17 protein-coding genes and 1 pseudogene are annotated in these 18481 nt (G+C 72.4%); 13 read left to right on the top strand and 5 right to left on the bottom strand.

The window, feature by feature from the left end; genetic code table 11:
• Positions 1 to 70 precede the first annotated feature (70 nt).
• Positions 71 to 1153, top strand: a complete 1083-nt coding sequence (gene dinB / locus JOE48_RS28430) for a DNA polymerase IV (protein ID WP_210034947.1) — start codon at positions 71 to 73, stop codon at positions 1151 to 1153.
• 282 nt (positions 1154 to 1435) lie between these two features.
• On the top strand, positions 1436 to 1666 hold the full coding sequence (locus JOE48_RS28425; RefSeq protein WP_210034945.1) for a hypothetical protein: 231 nt from the start codon (positions 1436 to 1438) through the stop codon (positions 1664 to 1666).
• Positions 1667 to 1702: 36 nt separating this feature from the next.
• On the opposite strand, the gene JOE48_RS28420 is transcribed toward JOE48_RS28425, so the two are convergent.
• From JOE48_RS28420 to JOE48_RS28410, 3 genes are all read right to left on the bottom strand, one after another.
• Positions 1703 to 1903, bottom strand: a complete 201-nt coding sequence (locus JOE48_RS28420) for a hypothetical protein (RefSeq protein WP_210034943.1) — start codon at positions 1901 to 1903, stop codon at positions 1703 to 1705.
• Between the two features lie 99 nt (positions 1904 to 2002).
• The gene (gene pncA, locus JOE48_RS28415; protein WP_210034941.1) at positions 2003 to 2629 is read right to left on the bottom strand and encodes a bifunctional nicotinamidase/pyrazinamidase; all 627 of its coding nucleotides are present in this window, start codon (positions 2627 to 2629) and stop codon (positions 2003 to 2005) included.
• A gap of 9 nt (positions 2630 to 2638) precedes the next feature.
• Positions 2639 to 3616 (bottom strand): quinone oxidoreductase family protein, encoded by a 978-nt coding sequence (locus tag JOE48_RS28410; protein WP_210034934.1) that lies wholly within the window; start codon positions 3614 to 3616, stop codon positions 2639 to 2641.
• A 219-nt stretch (positions 3617 to 3835) separates the two neighbouring features.
• Here JOE48_RS28410 and JOE48_RS28405 point away from each other — a divergent pair, with 219 nt between their 5' ends.
• The 7 genes and pseudogenes from JOE48_RS28405 to JOE48_RS30630 all read left to right on the top strand — a co-directional run.
• On the top strand, positions 3836 to 4132 hold the full coding sequence (locus tag JOE48_RS28405) for a succinate dehydrogenase assembly factor 2 (protein WP_020093288.1): 297 nt from the start codon (positions 3836 to 3838) through the stop codon (positions 4130 to 4132).
• A 25-nt stretch (positions 4133 to 4157) separates the two neighbouring features.
• Entirely contained in the window at positions 4158 to 4388 is a 231-nt protein-coding gene (locus JOE48_RS28400) for a hypothetical protein (protein ID WP_012318629.1), read from the top strand.
• A gap of 298 nt (positions 4389 to 4686) precedes the next feature.
• Positions 4687 to 8283, top strand: a complete 3597-nt coding sequence (mfd, locus tag JOE48_RS28395; RefSeq protein WP_210034933.1) for a transcription-repair coupling factor — start codon at positions 4687 to 4689, stop codon at positions 8281 to 8283.
• A gap of 77 nt (positions 8284 to 8360) precedes the next feature.
• A complete protein-coding gene (locus tag JOE48_RS28390) occupies positions 8361 to 9701 on the top strand; it encodes an AmpG family muropeptide MFS transporter (RefSeq protein ID WP_210034932.1) in 1341 nt (446 codons plus the stop codon).
• Between the two features lie 189 nt (positions 9702 to 9890).
• On the top strand, positions 9891 to 11225 hold the full coding sequence (locus JOE48_RS28385; protein ID WP_210034931.1) for a tlde1 domain-containing protein: 1335 nt from the start codon (positions 9891 to 9893) through the stop codon (positions 11223 to 11225).
• Positions 11226 to 11334: 109 nt separating this feature from the next.
• Positions 11335 to 12384 (top strand): CoA ester lyase, encoded by a 1050-nt coding sequence (locus tag JOE48_RS28380; RefSeq protein ID WP_210034930.1) that lies wholly within the window; start codon positions 11335 to 11337, stop codon positions 12382 to 12384.
• A gap of 203 nt (positions 12385 to 12587) precedes the next feature.
• Positions 12588 to 12860 (top strand): annotated as a pseudogene (locus tag JOE48_RS30630) (endonuclease domain-containing protein); the annotation flags it as partial.
• An 88-nt stretch (positions 12861 to 12948) separates the two neighbouring features.
• On the opposite strand, the gene JOE48_RS28370 reads toward JOE48_RS30630, so the two are convergent.
• A complete protein-coding gene (locus JOE48_RS28370; RefSeq protein ID WP_210034928.1) occupies positions 12949 to 13932 on the bottom strand; it encodes a GlxA family transcriptional regulator in 984 nt (327 codons plus the stop codon).
• A gap of 53 nt (positions 13933 to 13985) precedes the next feature.
• Between JOE48_RS28370 and JOE48_RS28365 the strand changes: the two genes are divergently transcribed.
• The 3 genes from JOE48_RS28365 to hspQ are packed head-to-tail and all read left to right on the top strand — an operon-like array spanning position 13986 to position 15503.
• On the top strand, positions 13986 to 14708 hold the full coding sequence (locus tag JOE48_RS28365; protein WP_210034926.1) for a DJ-1/PfpI family protein: 723 nt from the start codon (positions 13986 to 13988) through the stop codon (positions 14706 to 14708).
• Between the two features lie 10 nt (positions 14709 to 14718).
• The gene (locus tag JOE48_RS28360; RefSeq protein ID WP_210034924.1) at positions 14719 to 15117 is read left to right on the top strand and encodes a nuclear transport factor 2 family protein; all 399 of its coding nucleotides are present in this window, start codon (positions 14719 to 14721) and stop codon (positions 15115 to 15117) included.
• 47 nt (positions 15118 to 15164) lie between these two features.
• The gene (gene hspQ, locus JOE48_RS28355; RefSeq protein WP_012318638.1) at positions 15165 to 15503 is read left to right on the top strand and encodes a heat shock protein HspQ; all 339 of its coding nucleotides are present in this window, start codon (positions 15165 to 15167) and stop codon (positions 15501 to 15503) included.
• Between the two features lie 437 nt (positions 15504 to 15940).
• Here the strand turns inward: hspQ and JOE48_RS28350 are convergent, their stop codons facing one another.
• Positions 15941 to 16726 carry an invasion associated locus B family protein gene (locus tag JOE48_RS28350; RefSeq protein WP_210034922.1) on the bottom strand — a complete coding sequence of 262 codons (786 nt, stop codon included), beginning with the start codon at positions 16724 to 16726 and terminating at the stop codon, positions 15941 to 15943.
• 451 nt (positions 16727 to 17177) lie between these two features.
• On the opposite strand from JOE48_RS28350, the gene JOE48_RS28345 reads away from it, so the two are divergent.
• Positions 17178 to 18431 carry an acyl-CoA synthetase gene (locus JOE48_RS28345; protein ID WP_245252994.1) on the top strand — a complete coding sequence of 418 codons (1254 nt, stop codon included), beginning with the start codon at positions 17178 to 17180 and terminating at the stop codon, positions 18429 to 18431.
• Positions 18432 to 18481 lie beyond the last annotated feature (50 nt).

Genomic DNA, 18481 nt, shown 5'->3' with positions numbered 1-18481 from the left:
CTTGACCCCGCCATCCCGTCGCGCTCTTTCAGAACAGAGCAGGAACCCACGGCGGATCTCCGAGGCGGCGATGGATCCGGAGGTCGCGCTCCGAAAAATCATCCACATCGACATGGACGCGTTCTACGCCTCCGTGGAGCAGCGCGACGACCCGTCCTTGCGCGGCCTGCCGCTGGCGGTGGGCGGCTCGCGGGAGCGCGGTGTGGTGGCGGCGGCGAGCTACGAGGCCCGAAAATTCGGCGTCCGCTCGGCCATGCCGTCGGCCACCGCGCGGCGGCTGTGCCCGGACCTGCTGTTCGTGAAGCCGCGCTTCGAGGTCTACCGGGCGGTCTCCGACGAGATCCGCGCGGTCTTCGCCCGGCACACGGCGCTCATCGAGCCGGTGGCCCTCGACGAGGCCTATCTCGACGTCACCGAAAATCTCCTGGGTCTCCCGACGGCGACGGCCGTGGCGAAGGCGATCCGGGCCGAGATCCTGGAACGGACCGGGCTCGTCGCCTCGGCGGGGGTCTCGTACAACAAGTTCCTCGCCAAGGTGGCGTCCGACCACAGGAAGCCGAACGCCCTGTTCGTCATCCCCCCCGCCATGGGGCCGGACTTCGTGGCCGCCCTGCCGATCGGCCGGTTCCACGGGGTCGGGCCGGTCACCGAGGCGAAGATGAAGCGGCTCGGGATCGAGACCGGGGCGGACCTGCGCGCCTGGGCGCCGGAGCGGCTGCGCGAGATCTTCGGCTCGTCGGCAGCGTATTACCACGCGGTCGCCCGCGGCATCGATGACAGGCCGGTGCGCGCCCACCGGGTACGCAAGTCGATCGGGGCGGAGACCACCTTCTCGGCGGACACGGCCGCCTTCGAGGTCCTGGCCGCCCGGCTGGCGCCGCTGTTCGACAAGGTCTGGGCCGGGGCGGACGCCAAGGGCTTGCGCGCCCGGACCGTGACCCTGAAGCTGAAATTCTCCGACTTCGCCCAGGTCACCCGGGCGAGGTCGCTCGCCGTTCCCGTGGCCGACCGGGCCAATCTGGAGCGCATCGGCCTCGACCTGCTCGCCGGCCTGTTCCCCCTTCGGCGCAGCGCCCGGTTGATCGGGGTGTCGCTGTCGGGCTTCGCGCCGGAGGCGCCGGAGGTGCCGCTCCAGCTCGGACTGGCGCTCTGAGGCCGTCGCCGGGGCAAGCCCCGCTCGGTCGTTGCGTGGGCAGCGAAGTGACCCAGGGCAGCAGGACATCTTGCAGCGTGGCGCTGCCCTGGATGGCTTTGCTCCGCTCGCGACGACGGGGGTGGGGAAGCGATCGAACGGAAAACGATGGAGCCGCCTCCGTCATGCGCGGCACGGCGGCTGCGCGGGTCCGCATGTCGGGCAGCCGGATCGCTCCCAGAGCGGAGCGATCCGGCACGGATCGGGGTTATCCGAGCCCGCGCGAACACGAGGACCCTGCCGATGCTGAAGTCCGCTCTCCTGGCCGTGGCCGCTGTGCTTCTACCGGCCCTCGCGGCGGGCGCCGCCCGTGCAGATGGCACATCCGCCTTCGGTGCCGCCGATGCCGGCCAGCTGCGGGGCTACACCGCCAGTCCCGCGCAGCTCTACATCCCGACGGGCGGGCCGGGCGCCCGGCCTGCCGCTGCCGTTCCCGCGCCGCAGCGGCCGAAGGCACCGGCGCGCGGCCGCTGAAACGAGGGCCCGGGCCGTGCCGGCCCGGGCGTTCCGTCACGCGTTCTTGCGCGGCCGGTGATCGGGGTCGATGCCGCCATCGATCTTCGTCTCGTTGTCGACGTCGCCCTCGAAGGTCGAATCCGCCTGCAGATCGGCGGGATCGGCGCCGGTCATCCCCTTCGAGGTGCCGATCCCGGGATTGCCCTTGAGGTCGGCGTCCGTGGGCGTGTCGGTCTTCGGGTGCTTGGACGACATGCAGGCTCCTGTCGGGTGCTGATGTCGGGCCAACGCACCGGGGCGGAGACGGTCTCCCGCGCTCCATGCGGCGGTTCGCCTCCCGGTCCCCGCACGGCCTCAGCCGATCTCCGCCGCCGCGATCCGGCGGACGCCCGCCGCCTCCATCCGCGCCCAGGCCCGCGCGAGCGACCCGTCGACGTCAATCCCGCGCACCGCATCCGCCACAACGAGGACGTCGAAATCCGCGTCGCGGGCGTCGAGCGCGCTCCAGGCAACGCAGAAATCGGTGGCGAGGCCGCACACCGCGACGCGGGTGATGCCGCGCTCCCGGAGCGCCCCCGCGAGGCCGGTGCGGGTGGTGCGGTCGGCCTCCAGAAAGGCCGAGTAGCTGTCGACCCGGGGATCGAGCCCCTTGCGCACCACCAGGCTCGCCCGGTCGGTGGCCAGCCCCGGCGCGAAGGCGGCGCCCGGGCTACCCTGGACGCAGTGGCGCGGCCACAGCACCTGCGGCCCGTAGGGCAGCGTCACGGTCTCGAACGGGGCCCGCCCCGGATGGGTCTCGGCGAAGGAGACGTGATCCGCCGGATGCCAGTCCTGCATCAGCACCACGTGCCGGAAGCGGTGCTGGAGCGCGTTGATCGGGCCGATCACCGCGTCGCCCTCCGGGACGGGGAGCGCCCCGCCCGGCAGGAAGTCGACCTGCACGTCGACGACGAGGAGCAGGTCGGCGCTGCCGGGCGTCACGGCCGGTCCTTACGGCAGCATCACGATCGAGCCGGTGGTCTCCCGGCCCGCGAGGTCGCGATGCACCTGCTGCGCCTCGGCCAGCGGGTAGGTGGCGTTGACGGCGATCTTCACGGCGCCGCTGCCGACCACCTTGAACAGGCGGGCGGCGGCCTCCTCCAGGGTGGCGCGGTTCGACGAGAAGGTCGCCAGCGTCGGGCGCGTCACGTAGAGCGAGCCGCGCGGAGCCAGCAGGCCGAGGTCGAGGCCGGTGATCGCCCCGGAGGCCGAGCCGAAGCTCGCCAGCAGGCCGAGCGGCGCGAGGCTGTCGAGCGAGCCCATCAGGGTCGCCTGCCCGACGCCGTCATAGACAACCGGCACGCCCTTGCCGCCGGTGATCTCGCGGACGCGCTTGGCGACATCCTCCTCGCGGTAGAGGATGACGTGGTCACAGCCGTTCCGCTTGGCGAGCTCCGCCTTCTCGGGGCTGCCGGCGGTGCCGATCACGGTGGCGCCGAGGTGCTTGGCCCATTGACAGGCGATCAGGCCGACGCCGCCGGCGGCCGCCTGCCACAGGATCGTGTCGCCGGGCTTCACCGCGTAGGTCCGGTGCAGCAGGTACTCGACGGTCAGGCCCTTGAGCATCATGGCGGCGGCGGTGGTCTCGTCGACGCCGTCGGGGATCGGCACGGCCGCGGAGGCCGGGATCACCGGCTCCTCGGCGTAGCAGCCATCCGCAACCGAGCCGTAGGCGACCCGGTCGCCGGGCTTGAACTGGGTCACGCCCTCACCCACCGCCGTGACGGTGCCGGCGCCCTCCTTGCCGGGGGTGTAGGGCAGGTGCGGGGACTTGTAGGCGCCGGTGCGAAAGTAGATGTCGATGAAGTTGACGCCGATGGCGGCCTGCCTGACGCGGATCTGCCCGGGGCCGGGCTCGGCCAGGGGCACGTCCTCGAAGCGCATCACCTCGGGGCCGCCGTACTCGTAGACCCGGATCGCCTTCGGCATCGTCCTGCTCCCGTTCGCCGCCCCGTCCGGGGCGTTGCAGCCCGAGATAACGGACCGCCCGCCGGAGGCAATTCGTTTTTGGCCCCTCGCGCGCCGGTTGTAACCCGCCCGGCGGCGGCACCGTTCTGGATCCGCCGGTCCCGGACGCCTATCTAGCCCCTCTCCGGAGCTCTCCCGTGTCCCGAGCTCCTGCCCTTCCTCAGCCGAGGTCCGAGATCCATGTCCGGCACCACCCGCACGAGCGCCGACCTCGATCCGCGCCGCCGCCGCCTGCTCTACCGCGCCTGGCACCGGGGCATCCGCGAGATGGACCTGATCATGGGCCGCTTCGCCGATGCCGAGATCGGCGACCTGTCGGAGGCGGAGCTCGACCAGTTCGAGGCGCTGATCGAGGTGCCGGACCGCGACCTGTTCAAGTGGCTGACCGGCGAGGTCGAGACGCCCACGAACTACGACACGTCGGTCTGGCGGCGGGTGCGGGCGTTCCACCGGCACGACGCGCCGATCCATTCCTGAGTGCGACCGGTCGAGAGAGCCCGCGATGGACGAACCCAAGCCCAACTACGATCACCCGGCCCGGTCGATCGCCACCGAGCTGGTGGTGCGGATCATGCTGGAGATGATGGAGCGCTCCGATCCGGCGCTGCGCGGAGAGATCCTGCGGCAGGCGACGGTGCGGGCCGCCGCGATGACCGAGCACATGCCCAACGCGGATTTCTTCCGCGGCCGGGTCGAGGCGGCGCTGGCGGAGATCGTCGGGCCCGACGCCTGAGGGGCACGGCCGGGGCTTCGACCGCTTCCCATCGCAGCTTTCGGCTGTTGCAGCGCGCTCCGTCATCGCGAGCGGAGCGAAGGGACCCCGGGGTTGGCGCGACGTCTGGAGACGTGACGCTGCTGGATTGCTTCGCTGCGCTCGCAAAGACGACCACCGTCCCCTGCCGCAGCAGGACCGCCAGATCGGGTGCGTTCCGCCGTGACCGCGGGACCGCTTTATCGCGGCGGCCCGATCGGCTAACGCCACCCGACCTCTACCCCTGACGCGCCCGGCGGAATTTCCCGCGAAAGACCCGATGGCCAAGCCTCAGCCGAAGCCCCCCGCCCCCGCCGCCAAGCCTCAGGTCGCGCGCTTCGCGCTGCCGAAATCCTCCGCGCTCGCCCGGGCGATCGACGCCCTGAAGCGCGGCGACAGCCCGGTCCTGGCGAACGCCCCGGAGGGGTTCGACGCGCTGGCACTCGCCGACCTCGCCCGCGCCCTGGCGCCGACCGTCGACGCGCCGGCCGTGCTGGTCCACGTGGCGCGGGATTCCGGGCGCTCGGCCTCGTTCCAGGCGGCTCTGGGCTTCGTCGCGCCCGAGATGGACGTGATGAGCCTGCCGGCCTGGGACTGCCAGCCCTACGACCGGGTCTCGCCGACCACGGCCACGGCGGCCGCCCGGATGACCGCGCTCGCTCGCCTCGCTCGGACCCGCTCGGCCGAGGATCGCCCGCGCATCCTCTGCACCACGGTCAACGCCCTGGTGCAGCGGGTGCCGCCCCGCGCCCACATCACCCGGGAGGCGTTCTCGGCGGCGATCGGCAACGTCGTGGCGATGGACGACGTGGTGGCCTGGGTCGAGGCCAACGGCTTCCTCCGCACCGGGACGGTGCGCGACACGGGCGAATACGCGGTCCGCGGCGGCATCCTCGACCTGTCGCCGCCGGGCTTAGCCGCGCCGATCCGCCTCGACTTCTTCGGCGACACGCTGGAATCGATCCGCGCCTTCGACCCGGAGACCCAGCGCACCACCGGGCAGCTCCGCTCGCTGGACCTGATGCCGATGAGCGAGGTGCAGCTCACCACCGAGACGATCCGGCGCTTCCGCCAGGGCTACATCCAGAGCTTCGGCGCGGCGACCCGCGACGACCGGCTCTACGAGACCGTGAGCGAGGGGCGGCGCTATGCCGGCCTCGAGCACTGGATGCCGCTCTTTTACGGCGGCCTCGACACCCTGTTCGACTATCTCGGCGGGGTGCCGCTGGTGTTCGACCCGCAGGTCGAGGACGCCGCCGCCGAGCGGATCGCCCTCGTCCAGGATTACTATCAGGCCCGCGAGGGCGCGATGAAGACGCCGCAGGCGGGCGTCGCCCCCTATAAGCCGCTGCCGCCGCGCGCCCTCTACCTGATGCCGAACGAGCTGAAGGAGCGGATCGCCGCCGCCACGGTGGCGCGGCTGACGCCCTTCGCGCAGCCGGACTCGCCCGAGCGCGCCGTGATCGATTGCGGCGCCAAGGCCGGTCGGAGCTTCGCGCCGGAGCGGGCCGAGGAGAACACCAGCGTGTTCGACGCCGCGGTGGCGCATATCCGCGACCTCCAGGGATCCGGTCATCACGTGATCCTAGGCGCGTGGTCCGACGGCTCCCGCGACCGGCTCTGCGGCGTGCTCACCGATCACGGCCTGAAGAAGCCCGTGGCGATCACCCGGCTCACCGACGTCTACGCACTGAAGCGCGGCACCGATGCGGCGGTGGCGGTCTGGGGTCTGGAATCGGGCTTCGTCGCGGGCGAACTCGCGGTGGTGTCCGAGGGCGACATCCTGGGCGACCGGCTGGTCCGCCAGAAGCGCAAGGCCAAGCGGCCGCAGGACGTGATCCTGGAGGTGCAGGCGCTCCAGCCCGGCGACATCGTGGTCCATGCCGACCACGGCATCGGCCGTTTCGTCGGGCTCAAGACGATCCACGCCGCGGGCGCCCCGCACGATTGCCTGGAGCTGCAATATACCGGCGGCCTGCTGCTGCTGCCGGTGGAGAATATCGAGCTCCTGACCCGCTACGGCTCGGAGGATGCCGAAGTCGCCCTCGACCGGCTCGGCGGCGGCGCGTGGCAGGCCCGCAAGGCCAAGATGAAGCGCCGCATCCTCGAGATGGCGGGCGAGCTGATCAAGGTCGCGGCCCAGCGTTTCGTCCGGAAGGCCCCCGCCCTCAAGGCGCCGGAGGGGCTCTACGGCGAGTTCGCCGCCCGCTTCCCGTTCGAGGAGACCGAGGATCAGGCCAACGCCATCGACGCGGTGCTGGACGACCTCAATGCCGGCCGGCCTATGGACCGGCTGGTCTGCGGCGATGTCGGCTTCGGCAAGACCGAGGTGGCGCTCCGCGCCGCCTTCGCGGCGGCGATCTCGGGCAAGCAGGTGGCGGTAATCGTGCCGACCACGCTGCTCGCCCGGCAGCACTTCCGGACCTTCGCCGAGCGCTTCAAGGGACTGCCGATCCAGATCGCGCAGCTCTCCCGCTTCGCCTCCGCGGGGGAGATGAAGCAGACCCGGGCGGGGCTCATCGCCGGCACGGTCGACATCGTGGTCGGCACCCACGCCCTCTTGGCGAAGAACATCGCCTTCAAGGATCTCGGCCTGATCATCGTGGACGAGGAGCAGCATTTCGGCGTGGCCCACAAGGAGCGGCTGAAGGCGCTCCAGGCCGACGTCCACGTGCTGACGCTCTCGGCGACGCCGATCCCGCGCACGCTCCAGCTCGCCATGACGGGGGTGCGCGAACTGTCGATCATCGCGACGCCGCCGGTCGACCGGCTGGTGGTGCGCACCTTCGTGACGCCCTTCGATCCCCTGACCATCCGGGAGGCCCTGCTGCGCGAGCGCTACCGCGGCGGACAGGCCTTCTACGTGGTGCCCAGGATCGAGGATCTGGCCGAAGTCAAGAAATTCCTCGACGCCGAGATGCCCGAGATCAAGGTCGCGGTGGCCCACGGCCAGATGGCGGCTGGCCAGCTCGAGGACGTGATGACGGCCTTCTACGAGGGCAAGTTCGACGTGCTGCTCTCGACCACGATCGTGGAATCGGGCCTCGACATCCCCACCGCCAACACGCTGATCGTGCACCGGGCCGACATGTTCGGGCTGGCCCAGCTCTACCAGCTGCGCGGCCGGGTCGGGCGCTCCAAGGCCCGGGCCTACGCGCTGTTCACGACCCCGGCGAACCGCCAGCTCACCGCCCAGGCCGAGCAGCGCCTCAAGGTGCTCCAGACCCTCGACACCCTGGGCGCGGGCTTCCAGCTCGCCTCCCACGACCTCGACATCCGCGGCGCCGGCAACCTGCTGGGCGACGCGCAGTCGGGCCACATCAAGGAGGTCGGCTACGAGCTCTACCAGCAGATGCTGGAGGATGCGGTCACCGCGCTCAAGGCCGGCATCGAGGACCTGCCCGAGGAGGCGTGGTCGCCGACCATCGCGCTGGGCGCGCCGGTCACGATCCCGGAGGATTACGTCGAGGATCTGGGGGTGCGGCTGGCGCTCTACCGGCGGCTCGCCACGATCCACGACGATGCCGAGATGGAGAGCTTCGGGGCCGAGATGATCGACCGGTTCGGGCCGCTGCCGCCAGAGGTGGAGCAGCTCCTCAAGATCGGCACGATCAAGATCCTCTGCCTCAAGGCGAACGTCGAGAAGGTCGAGGCCGGGCCGAAGGGCGTGGTGGTCCATTTCCGCGACAAGTCCTACGCCAACCCGCAGGGGCTGGTGGCCTTTGTCGCCGAGCAGGCCTCGTTCGCGAAGGTGCGGCCCGACATGAGCGTGGTGTTCGTGCGCGAGCTGACCACGGTCCCGGCCCGGCTCAAGACCGCCACCGAGGTGCTGCGCAGCCTCGTGAAGATCGCCGAGCGGGGGAAGAAGGCGGCGTGACGGTGGGGACGGTCGCGCGATCGTTGCGCGTCCGGCCCATCTCTGCTCTCTCGTGACGACGGTCAGGAGGTGCGTGGATGGCAAACCCGGCGCAGGTCACCGGCGCGCCCGAGCCGGTGAAGGCCGCCACGGGCGCCTTCCTCAGACCCCTGTTCACCGACCGGCGCGTCGCCGCGGTGCTCGGGCTCGGCTTCGCGCAGGGCATCCCGTTCCTGCTCGTCTACGCGACGCAGTCGGCGTGGCTCGTCCAGGCGAAGGTGCCGCTCGCCACGATCGGGCTGATGAGCGAGCTCACCATCGCCTACAAGCTCAAGTTCCTCTGGGCCCCCTTCCTCGACCGCCACGACGCGCCGGTCATCGGCCGCTGGCTCGGGCGCCGCCGGGGCTGGATCGTCGCCACGCAGATCCTCGTCGCCCTGGCGCTCGCGGGCGTCGCCTTCGGCGACCCGGCGCACTGGCTCGCCTGGACGGTGGCGTTCTCCCTGGCGCTCGGCGTCGCGGGGGCCACCCAGGACGTGGTGATCGACGGCTGGCGCATCACCGCCGCGCCCCCTGAGCAGCAGGCGCTGATGTCGTCGTGGTCGGAGATCGGCTACCGGGTCGGCAATCTCGCGGCGGGCGCCGGCGCCCTCTACCTGTCCGACGCGTACGGTTGGCGCGCCGCCTACCTGTGCATGGCCGCGCTGATGGCCCCCGGGACGGTCGCGGCGCTGCTGGCGCCCGAGCCCCCCGCCCCCGAGACGCCCGCCACCGGCGGCTTCGTCGAGACCGTCTGGGCGCCGATCCGCGACCTCCTCGCCCGGCTCGGTCCGCTGGCCGTGCCGGTGCTGGCGCTGGTCGCGGGCTTCCGGATGCCCGGCTACGTCTCGAACGCCATGGCGATCCCGCTGTTCAAGACGCTGGGCTATTCCAACACCGACATCGCCACGGTGACGAAACTGTTCGGCTTCTGGATCGCGCTCGGCGGCACCTTCCTGGCGAGTGCCATCATCCCGCGGATCGGCATGATGGCGAGCCTGCTGATCGGCACCGTGACGGCCTCGGCCTCGCACCTCGCGCTCGCCTATCTCGCGTGGCACGGCGGCCATGGCGGGGCGGCGTTCTGGACCTTCGCGTTCACCGTTGGCATCGACGGCTTCGCCTACGCCTTCGCGTCGATCGTGCTGATCACCTACATGTCCCGGCTCTCGGCCACCGCCCACGCGGCCAGCCAGTACGCCCTGCTGACCTCGCTCTGCGCCCTGCCCGGCAGCCTGCTCGCCGGCTTCTCGGGCTTCGTGATCGAGTGGACCGGGTTCGCGTGGTTCTTCGTCGGAACCTCCCTGATCGGCGTGCCGGTGGCCCTGCTCTGCCTGCTGGTCGCGCGCCGGCACGGGCCGATGGAAGCGCCTGAGGACGCACCCGGATCGGCGACCTGAAGCTGTGTCCCAACACGGGAACGCGCGCGGAAACTGTCTCTTTAGCGGGGATTAACCACGCTGCGGCTTAATGGGGTGGACGGTTGATGTCCTCCCCGGAAGGGCGACCCAAGCCACGTGCGCGAGACAGGCTCTCGCGGGCGAGCGGTGGCGGCTGCCCACGGGGAAGCGCGTACGCGAGTTCCCCGAATGGCCCAGGCTGCGTTGTCCCAAGCCGCGTTCCGAGCCGCGTATCCGAGCCCGGAGCGCCTGCGCAAGGCGCCGCCCCGCATCAGCTACGTCGAGACCGTCTACGATCCGGTTGTCCGCACCCGGGCGCCCTATCCGAGCGCCATGCGGCGTGCCCGCCGCCGCGCCCGGCTGACCGCGCTCATCTCCCTGACCGCCATGACCCTGGCCGGCTGGGCCGTGCTCAGCCACCCGCAAGGGCCGGCCCGGCCCGACGAGCAGACCGTCGCCGCCCCCGAGGCGGCGCCCGCGCTCTCGCCGGCCGCACCGGTCCGGCCGGTTGCCCGCAACGCCGCGTCAGAGCCGAGCATCGCCTGGATGCTCGATCCGAGCCCGGCCCTGGGCTCCGGCACCGCGACCGCCTTCGGTAGCGAGGCTCCGCCCAACCCCGCCTTCCAGGTCGCCGTCGCCGAGCCCTCCCCGGCGGTCCGGGAGATTGCCCGGCAGGTCGCCAGGGCCGAGCAGATCAAGGTCGAGCAGGTCAAGGTGGCGCAGGCCCGGGCGGCCGAGAAGACCGCTGAGGCGCCGGTGCGAATCGCCGCCGCCGAGACCACGCCCGCCGCCCTGGCGCCCGCCTCCGTCCTCGTCCCGCTGCCGGTGGCGCGTCCGGCCGAGCTGCGGCGCCAGCCCGCCGTTCCGCCCACCCGCGTCGCCGCTCGTGCCCTGCCCCGCACCCGCGACGTGTTCCGCGCCGCGATGGCCGAGGAGCCGTCCTTCTTCGAGAAGCTGTTCGGGGCCGGCGGCGCCGCGCCGTCTCAGGACAACCGTCAGGAGCCGCGCCAGGCGCTGGCCTATGCCAGCCCGGACACCCTGCCGCGGGAAGCGCCGCGCACCCGGGTCAGCCCCGCCCCGGACTCCGTCACCGGCACGGCCGTCTACGACATCAGCGCCCGCACGGTGACGCTGCCCTCCGGCGAGGTTCTGGAGGCGCATTCCGGCCTGGGGGAGGCCATGGACAGCCCGCGCTTCGTCCACCTGCGCATGCGCGGCTCGACGCCGCCCGGCACCTACGACCTGACCGAGCGCGAGCGCCTGTTCCACGGGGTCCGGGCGATCCGCCTCAACCCGGTGGGCGGCAGCGCCGCGATCCACGGCCGCGACGGCCTGCTCGCCCACACCTACATGCTGCGCCAGCCGGGGGCCTCGAACGGCTGCGTCTCGTTCCGCGACTACAACCGCTTCCTGCAGGCCTTCCTGCGGGGCGAGGTCCGGCGCCTCGTGGTCGTGGCCGGCAGCACCACCGGCGACGTCTTCGGCCGGTTCGGAATGAGCGAGCGCGGCGGCCGGCGGGGCTGAGCGCGCGCTTCGCCGAAAGTCCGAGATCACGTCTGCGCGGCGCGGCTTTACGCGCCCGCCCAAGCCTGCCTTAACGGGGCCAGACGCCAGCCCTGACAAGAGGCACCCGATGAAACTGCCCCGCCGCTTCTTCCAGCCCCTCGCCACCGGCGCGCCGGCCCCGTTCCGCGAGCTGCCGGTGCGGCTGGAGCGGATGATCCACTTCGTGCCGCCGCACAACGACAAGGTCCGCGCCCGGGTGCCGGAGCTCGCCGGCACGGTCGACGTGGTGCTGGGCAACCTGGAGGACGCGGTCCCGGCCGATCAGAAGGAGGCGGCGCGCAAGGGGTTCGTGGCCATGGCCCAGGCCACCGATTTCGCCGCCACCAGCACCGGCCTCTGGACCCGGATCAACGCCCTCAACTCGCCCTGGATCTTGGACGACCTGTTCACGATCGTTGCCGAGGTCGGCGACAAGCTCGACGTCGTGATGGTGCCCAAGGTCGAGGGGCCGTGGGACATCCACTACATCGACCAGCTCCTCGCCCAGCTCGAGGCGCGCCACGGCGTGACGAAGCCGATCTTGGTCCACGCGATCCTGGAGACTGCCGAGGGCGTCGCCAATGTCGACGCCATCGCGTCGGCCTCGCCGCGGATGCACGGGATGAGCCTGGGCCCGGCGGATCTCGCGGCGTCGCGCGGCATGAAGACCACCCGGGTCGGCGGCGGCCACCCGGATTACCGGGTGATCGCTGACCCGGCCGGCGAAGCCCCCCGCGCCTCGGCGCAGCAGGATCTCTGGCACTACACGATCGGAAAAATGGTCGATGCCTGCATGGCCAACGGCATCAAGGCCTTCTACGGCCCGTTCGGCGACTTCTCCGACGGCGCCGCCTGCGAGGCGCAGTTCCGCAACGCCTTCCTGATGGGCTGCGCCGGCGCCTGGACGCTGCATCCGAGCCAGGTGGCGATCGCCAAGCGGGTCTTCGCGCCCGACCCGGCCGAGGTGGCCTTCGCGGCCCGGATCGTCGAGGCCATGCCGGACGGCACCGGCGCCGTGATGCTCGACGGCAAGATGCAGGACGACGCCACCTGGAAGCAGGCCAAGGTCATCGTGGACCTCGCCAGGCTGGTCGCCGCGAAGGACCCGGAGCTGGCGGCGGTCTACAAGCTGGGGTGAGCGGCTGCCGGGGCCGCGTTGGCGGTCTCCGATTCGGCGTCCGCGCGTCGCGACCTGCCCCCCCTCCCGCACGGGAGAGGGGGCCCGCGTGCCGTTCTGAAGCGATGACGCCGCGGAGCCGGACAATTCGCCGGGGCTAGGCTCGCGCAAGCCGCAGCATCGTATCATCCCCGTATCCGCAACTGCGTCGCCGGAACCGAACGGTGAGCAGATCGATCCCGCGCGCCCGCAGCCTACGGCGCGCGCAAACCAGCGCCGAGGCCAAGCTCTGGCGCGATCTGCGAAACCGCGCCCTGAACGGCTGGACGTTCCGCCGCCAGCACCCGACCGACCGGTTCGTCGTCGACTTTGCCTGCGTGGAGGCCAAACGCATCGTCGAGGTGGACGGGGCAAGGCAATCCACGGATGCCGCGCGCGTCCGAGACGCCATGCGAACGGGGATCCTCGAATCGCTCGGCTTCGCCCTGCTCCGCATCCCGAACGCCGACATCCACGACCATCGCGACGGCCTGCGCGAGACGATCCTGGCGGCCCTCGAACGCCGCGACACGGTCTCGTCCCCCCTCACCCGCCGAACCGCGCCCGGTACTCCTGCGGCGTCGCCGCGACGTGCCGCAGGAAGCTGCGCCGCATCGTCTCCTCGGAGCCGAAGCCGCAGGTCCGGGCGACGCGCTTCACCGGCTGCGCCGTCTCGGCGAGCGCCCGCCGGGCCGCCTCCACCCGCAGGCGCTCCACGGCCTTGGCGGGGGTCAGGCCGGTCGCCTCCAGATAGTGCCGGCTCAGGCTGCGCGCGCTCATCCCGGCCGCCGCGGCGAGCGCCGGCAGCGACAGGTCGCCGGACAGGTTGTCGGCGATGTAGGCGTGGAGCCGCCCGAATCGCTCCTCGCCCGCCTGCAGCGCCAGCGCCGCGCTGAACTGCGCCTGCCCGCCGGGACGCTTGAGGAACATCACGAGGTGGCGCGCCACCGTCAGGGCGGTCGCGCGGCCGAGATCCTCCTCGACCAGCGCGAGGGTGAGATCGATGCCCGCCGTGACCCCCGCCGAGGACCAGACCGGACCGTCGCGCACGAAGATCGGGTCGGGCTCGATCCGGGCCCGCCGGTAGCGCGCGGCGAGCGCCCCGCAATGCTTCCAGTGAGTCACGGCCCGCCGCCCGTCGAGGAGCCCCGCCGCCCCGAGCAGGAACGCGCCGGTGCAGACCGAAGCGACCCGGCGGGCCCGGCCCGCCCGGGCCCGCACCCAGGCGACCAGGGCGGCATCGTCGCAGGCCGCGACGACGCCGGGGCCGCCCGCGATCACCAGCGTGTCCACCGGCGCGTCGGGATCTGGCAGCGGGTCGGCCACCAGCCGCAGGCCCGCCGAGGCGGTGAGCCCCGGGTCTCCGGCCGCGATCACCCGCGGCGCGTACGGCATCCCGGCGCCACCGTGCTCGTTGGCGGTGGCGAAGACCTGGAGCGGCCCGGCCACGTCGAGGAGCTGCACCGACGGGAAGGCCAGCACCTCGACCGGGCGCGGGGGATTTGGCGAGAAACGAGGGCTCTTTGGCATTTCAGCCAGATCCTGACGCGCTAGGATCGTCCTGTCCACCACGGAGGCCCGGCATGATCCCGCCCGACACCCATCTGCAGATCGGCTCGCTCCTGTTCGAGGGGCTGGACCAGATCGACCTCACCGGCCCGTTCGAGGTCCTGTCCCGGGTGCCCAACAGCACCTACCGGGTCTACGCGCCGGGCCCGGAGCCCGTCCGCGACGTCCGCGGTCTCCGGATCCTGCCGGACGCCACGCTCGCGGAGGCCCCGCAGCTCGACGTGCTGCACGTCCCGGGCGGCCAGGGCCAGGAGGCCCTGATGCGCGACGCGGCCGTGCTCGGCTGGATCCGCGACCAGGCGGCCGGGGCCGGCCACGTCCTCTCGGTCTGCACCGGCGCCCTGATCCTCGGCGCGGCCGGCCTGCTGGTCGGGCGGCGGGCCACGACCTACTGGAACGCCGTGCACCTGCTGCCCCTGTTCGGGGCCGAGCCGGTGGACGAACGGGTGGTGATCGACCGCGACGCGGACGGGCGCACCTGGGTGTTCGCGGCCGGCGTCACGGCCGGGATCGACGGGGCGCTGCGGCTCGCCGCCGAACTGCGCGGCGACGAAGCCGCCCAGGCCATCCAGCTCGGCATGCAGTACGCCCCCGAGCCGCCGTTCGACAGCGGCACACCCCGCACGGCTCCGCCGGCCATCGTGGCGCGGGCGCGCTCGGCCGCCGCCGACATCACAGCCCGGCGCGAAGCCACCGCCCGGGCGATCGCCGCCGAACTCGGAATCCACGCTCCCTAGGAGATCTCCGATGAACCTCACCTACGTTCACGCCTTCGCGGCCGCCCTGCAGGCCAAGGACCGGGACGCCATGCTGGCGCAGATGGCCGAGGGGGTGGTGCTCAACACGCCGCTTGCCGCCGAGCCCGTGTGCGGGAAGGCGGCGATCCGGCCGGTGATCGATGCGCTGATGGCGGCGGTCGACGCTTTCGAGATCCGCGAGATCCTGGAAGGCCCCGCGCATGCCGCTGCGTTCTTCGGCGCGACGGCCGGCCCGCATCGGCTCGACGGCATGGATTACTGGCGCCTCGACGCGGCCGGCCGCATCGCCGAGATCACCGTCCTGTGGCGGCCGCTGCCGGAGGCGATCGCCGTCCGCGATCGTCTGGTCCGCATTGCGGAAACGCAGGGATCCGCGGCTGCCGGGTGACACAATCCGTCTTCGGACCTATCTGTCCGATCTGGACGGGTTGAACCATGTCGGACGTAACACTGAGAACCGCGAAGTTCGCGATCGGCGCCGTGGTGCGCCACCGGATCTACCCGTTTCGTGGCGTCGTGTTCGACGTCGATCCGGTCTTCGACAACACCGAGGAATGGTGGCTGTCGATTCCCGAGGAGGTCCGGCCGCGCAAGGACCAGCCGTTCTACCATCTCCTCGCCGAGAACGCCGAGACCGAGTACGTGGCCTACGTGTCGGAGCAGAACCTCCTGCCCGACACGTCGGGCGAGGCCCTGCGCCATGCCGGCATCGCCGAGATGTTCGAGCGCGACGCCGCCGGCGCCTACCGGATGCGCGACCGCGCCACGAACTGAGCGGGACCGGGTCGTCAAGATCGCGGCAAGGCCGCCGCGACAGCCTCCGTGACGGCGCTGCCATCGCACGAGCCCGCCGGCACGATCCGACGCGGCGCCGCTGGCCGCCGGCGCGAAGGTCCACTGGCTGCAGACGGTTCCGGCCGGCCAGGAGGCCCGGATCGCGCACAGCGCGGCGCCGGTGAACGGCTTCGAGCTCCGCGGCCTCGAGGAGTCCGCTCACGCGTGGGCGGCCGAAGGGCTCCTGCGAAGCGGCTGCGCCGCACCTCGGCATGGGGTGGCGGGGGATTGCCCTCGCTCGATCCGAATCGAGAACAGCGGCGGCGCGCGATCGGGCGCGGCGCCGAAGCCGTATCGCAGACACGCGAAGGGCCAGGTCTTGCGGCCCGGCCCTTGAGGAGCCCGCCGCGTTGGCGGCGGGCGATCGTGTGATCCGGTTACTTGGCGGCCGGGGCCGCAGCGCCGGCGGCCGGAGCCGCGCCGGCGGCGCCACCCTGCTGCTCGAGCTTCTTGCGCATGTCCTCGGAGCGCTTCTCCAGCTCGGCCTGGAGCTTCTTCTGCTGGTCCTCGAGGACCTTCGGATCGATGGCCGGGCCGTCGAAGGCCTTGCCGAAGCCGGCCAGCGGCACCGCGAAGGTGACCTCGCGCTGGGTCTGGTTCTGGACCGAGACGTTGAGGGTCGTGCCCTTCTTCATCGCGGCGATCACGCCGGCATCGACGCCGCCGGCCTCGGCGAAGCAGCCGTTCGGGAAGCAGACCGCGAAGCGGCCGGCCGTCGGGCTCTGGCTGTCGACGTTGAACCGGATACCCGGCTGCAGCAGCAAGCCGAGCGGCAGCAGGTAGCGCACCACGCGCACCTCCTGCTTCTGGGAAGCGTTCTTCATCTCGTAGACGGCCACCGCCAGGACGGGCTGGCCCTGGTCGGACACGAAGTCGCGGGTTGTGTAGCAGATGTCGGTGCCCGAGCCCTGGTCCTTGCCACAGACCTTCGTCCAATCGGCCTGGCTCGGCTCGGACTTCACGGTCACGATCTGCGGGCCGGTCTGGGCGGCCGGGGTGTTGGCCGCCGGGGTGCCCGGGGCGGCCGGTGCGGGCGCGGTCGGCGCGGGGGCCGTTGCCGCGGGCTTCTTCGGCTGCGCCAGCGCCGGAGCGGCCGCGAGGCCGAGGCCCGCGAGGCCGAGGAGGGCGGCGCGCGCGAGCGTCGCGGTGCGGGTGAAGGACATCGGCTCTGACCCCTTGGAAGAGACGTGGTGTGGCTTGCTGGATGCGAAGCCGGCCTGGCGGCCGGACCGCCCGGTTGCGCGCCGGCGTGGCGTGCCTCCCGGAGCTCCGGATGAATCGGTCCGGCCATCGGGCGGGACGGGCGCACGGATGCGCGCATCTCCAACCCCGGCGACCGGGCGGCCTGCCTTTCCCCTTGAATAAGGCGAAGGCATGACACCGCGGCCTGGCGGGCGCGTCATAGCCCATCGGGCCGCGGCCGGCCCCCGATAGGCCCGCGCCCTCCCGGCCGCAAGCGCGACGTTGCACGAGCGCGTGATCGGCCCGGCCCGGCGGCGAGGTCCCCCCGGCGGCAGGCCGGGCGCAGCGCCGGCTTCCGGCCATCTTAGCGGTCGGTTAACTATAATCGGCCGACCATGACGTCGGGTCTACAGAAGCGGTGGGAGCGGCGGGTTGAGCGCGTTCGCGGTGGCGGAGAGGGCGGTCGACGCCGCACCGGACGCGTCCGCGCGGTCCGGTGGCCTGTCCGCCTGCCTGTTCGCGGCGGCACGCGCTGGCCCGCAGCGCACGGTCCTGCGTGATTCGGGCGACCGCGTCGCCTGGTGCGGGCGCCCGGCGATCACCTGGACCTACGCGGCCGCCGCCGAGATCGTCGGCAGGCTCGCCCGCGGGATCGGTGCGTGGCGGCTCCCGGCCGGCAGCCGAATCGGATTGTGGTTTTCCGGGGGGGCCGAAGCGGCGCTGGCCCACCTTGCCGTCGAGGCGTCCGGACACCTGCCCTGCGCGATGCCCGCCATCTGGGATTCCGAGCAGCTCTCCGCCGGGATCGAGGCGGCCGGCCTCGTCGCGGTGCTGACGGAGGGCCGGCGCGGGGAGCGGCGGCCGGCCGAAGAGCTCGCCAACGCGGCCATGCGCCATTTCGGCCTGCGCTATCTCGCGGCGTTCGGGCCGGGGGTGCCGGACGGCGTGATCAGCCTCGACGCGCTGGCGCTGGAGCGCGGCATCGTCGAACCGGCCGCGAGCCTGGGTCTCGTGACCTTCGCGGACAGCGACCCGACCCGACCCGTTTACCGCACGGCCGGCGCACTCGCCGCGGCGGTCGAGGCGCATCTCGACGCGCTCCCCCCTGGCGCGGACGAGCGGATCCTGACGCTCCTGCCGGCCCACGACCTGCGCGGCCTCGTGACCGGCCTCGGCGCAGCCCTGGCGGTCGGGGCCGGACTGGAAACCGTGCTGCCCTTCGACGAGACGGGATTCCGCAGTGCTCTGCTGCGGCCGGTGCCAACCCGGCTCGTCGTCCCGGCCCTGATCGAGCCGGCGCTCGCGGCTCTGTCCCTGCCCTGGACGATGCGCACCCTCCACGTGGTGCACCGGGCGCCGACGCCGCTGACCCCGGGGTCCACGTCCGGAGCCACGGGCCCGCAGAGGCTGGATTCCCTGGTCTTCAGCGAGGACGCGGTGCTGACGCGCCCGGGCCTGCGCGACTTGGCCGCGACCCTGGCCTATCCGGAGCGGGCGCCCCTGCCCCGCACCCTGCTGGCCATTGCCCGTGGGGCCGATGGCAGCCTGTCCTGTCGCGGGCCGGCCTGCGCGGCGGCGCCCCTGCCCCACGGCGAGATCCCCGACACCGACGCACAGGCGTGGCGGGCTACGGGCTATCGCCCCGTCCTGTCCGGCGGGACAGCGCTCGGCGTCGAGCGCGCCTGAACGGCGGACGATCGGCGGTTCATCCAGCGCTCAGGCGCCGCAGATAATCT

Origin of the sequence: Methylobacterium sp. PvR107, from assembly GCF_017833295.1 — a bacterium.
GTDB lineage: Bacteria > Pseudomonadota > Alphaproteobacteria > Rhizobiales > Beijerinckiaceae > Methylobacterium.
This window is presented reverse-complemented; position numbering and strand designations above follow the sequence as displayed.

Coding starts and splice junctions, on each gene's coding strand:
- JOE48_RS28360 (WP_210034924.1), top strand. CDS start 14,719: ATGAACCTCACCTACGTTCACGCCTTCGCGGCCGCCCTGCAGGCCAAG.
- JOE48_RS28405 (WP_020093288.1), top strand. CDS start 3,836: ATGTCCGGCACCACCCGCACGAGCGCCGACCTCGATCCGCGCCGCCGC.
- mfd (WP_210034933.1), top strand. CDS start 4,687: ATGGCCAAGCCTCAGCCGAAGCCCCCCGCCCCCGCCGCCAAGCCTCAG.
- JOE48_RS28370 (WP_210034928.1), bottom strand. CDS start 13,932: ATGCCAAAGAGCCCTCGTTTCTCGCCAAATCCCCCGCGCCCGGTCGAG.
- JOE48_RS28365 (WP_210034926.1), top strand. CDS start 13,986: ATGATCCCGCCCGACACCCATCTGCAGATCGGCTCGCTCCTGTTCGAG.
- hspQ (WP_012318638.1), top strand. CDS start 15,165: ATGTCGGACGTAACACTGAGAACCGCGAAGTTCGCGATCGGCGCCGTG.
- JOE48_RS28390 (WP_210034932.1), top strand. CDS start 8,361: ATGGCAAACCCGGCGCAGGTCACCGGCGCGCCCGAGCCGGTGAAGGCC.
- JOE48_RS28410 (WP_210034934.1), bottom strand. CDS start 3,616: ATGCCGAAGGCGATCCGGGTCTACGAGTACGGCGGCCCCGAGGTGATG.
- JOE48_RS28350 (WP_210034922.1), bottom strand. CDS start 16,726: ATGTCCTTCACCCGCACCGCGACGCTCGCGCGCGCCGCCCTCCTCGGC.
- JOE48_RS28420 (WP_210034943.1), bottom strand. CDS start 1,903: ATGTCGTCCAAGCACCCGAAGACCGACACGCCCACGGACGCCGACCTC.
- JOE48_RS28400 (WP_012318629.1), top strand. CDS start 4,158: ATGGACGAACCCAAGCCCAACTACGATCACCCGGCCCGGTCGATCGCC.
- dinB (WP_210034947.1), top strand. CDS start 71: ATGGATCCGGAGGTCGCGCTCCGAAAAATCATCCACATCGACATGGAC.
- JOE48_RS28380 (WP_210034930.1), top strand. CDS start 11,335: ATGAAACTGCCCCGCCGCTTCTTCCAGCCCCTCGCCACCGGCGCGCCG.
- JOE48_RS28425 (WP_210034945.1), top strand. CDS start 1,436: ATGCTGAAGTCCGCTCTCCTGGCCGTGGCCGCTGTGCTTCTACCGGCC.
- JOE48_RS28385 (WP_210034931.1), top strand. CDS start 9,891: ATGGCCCAGGCTGCGTTGTCCCAAGCCGCGTTCCGAGCCGCGTATCCG.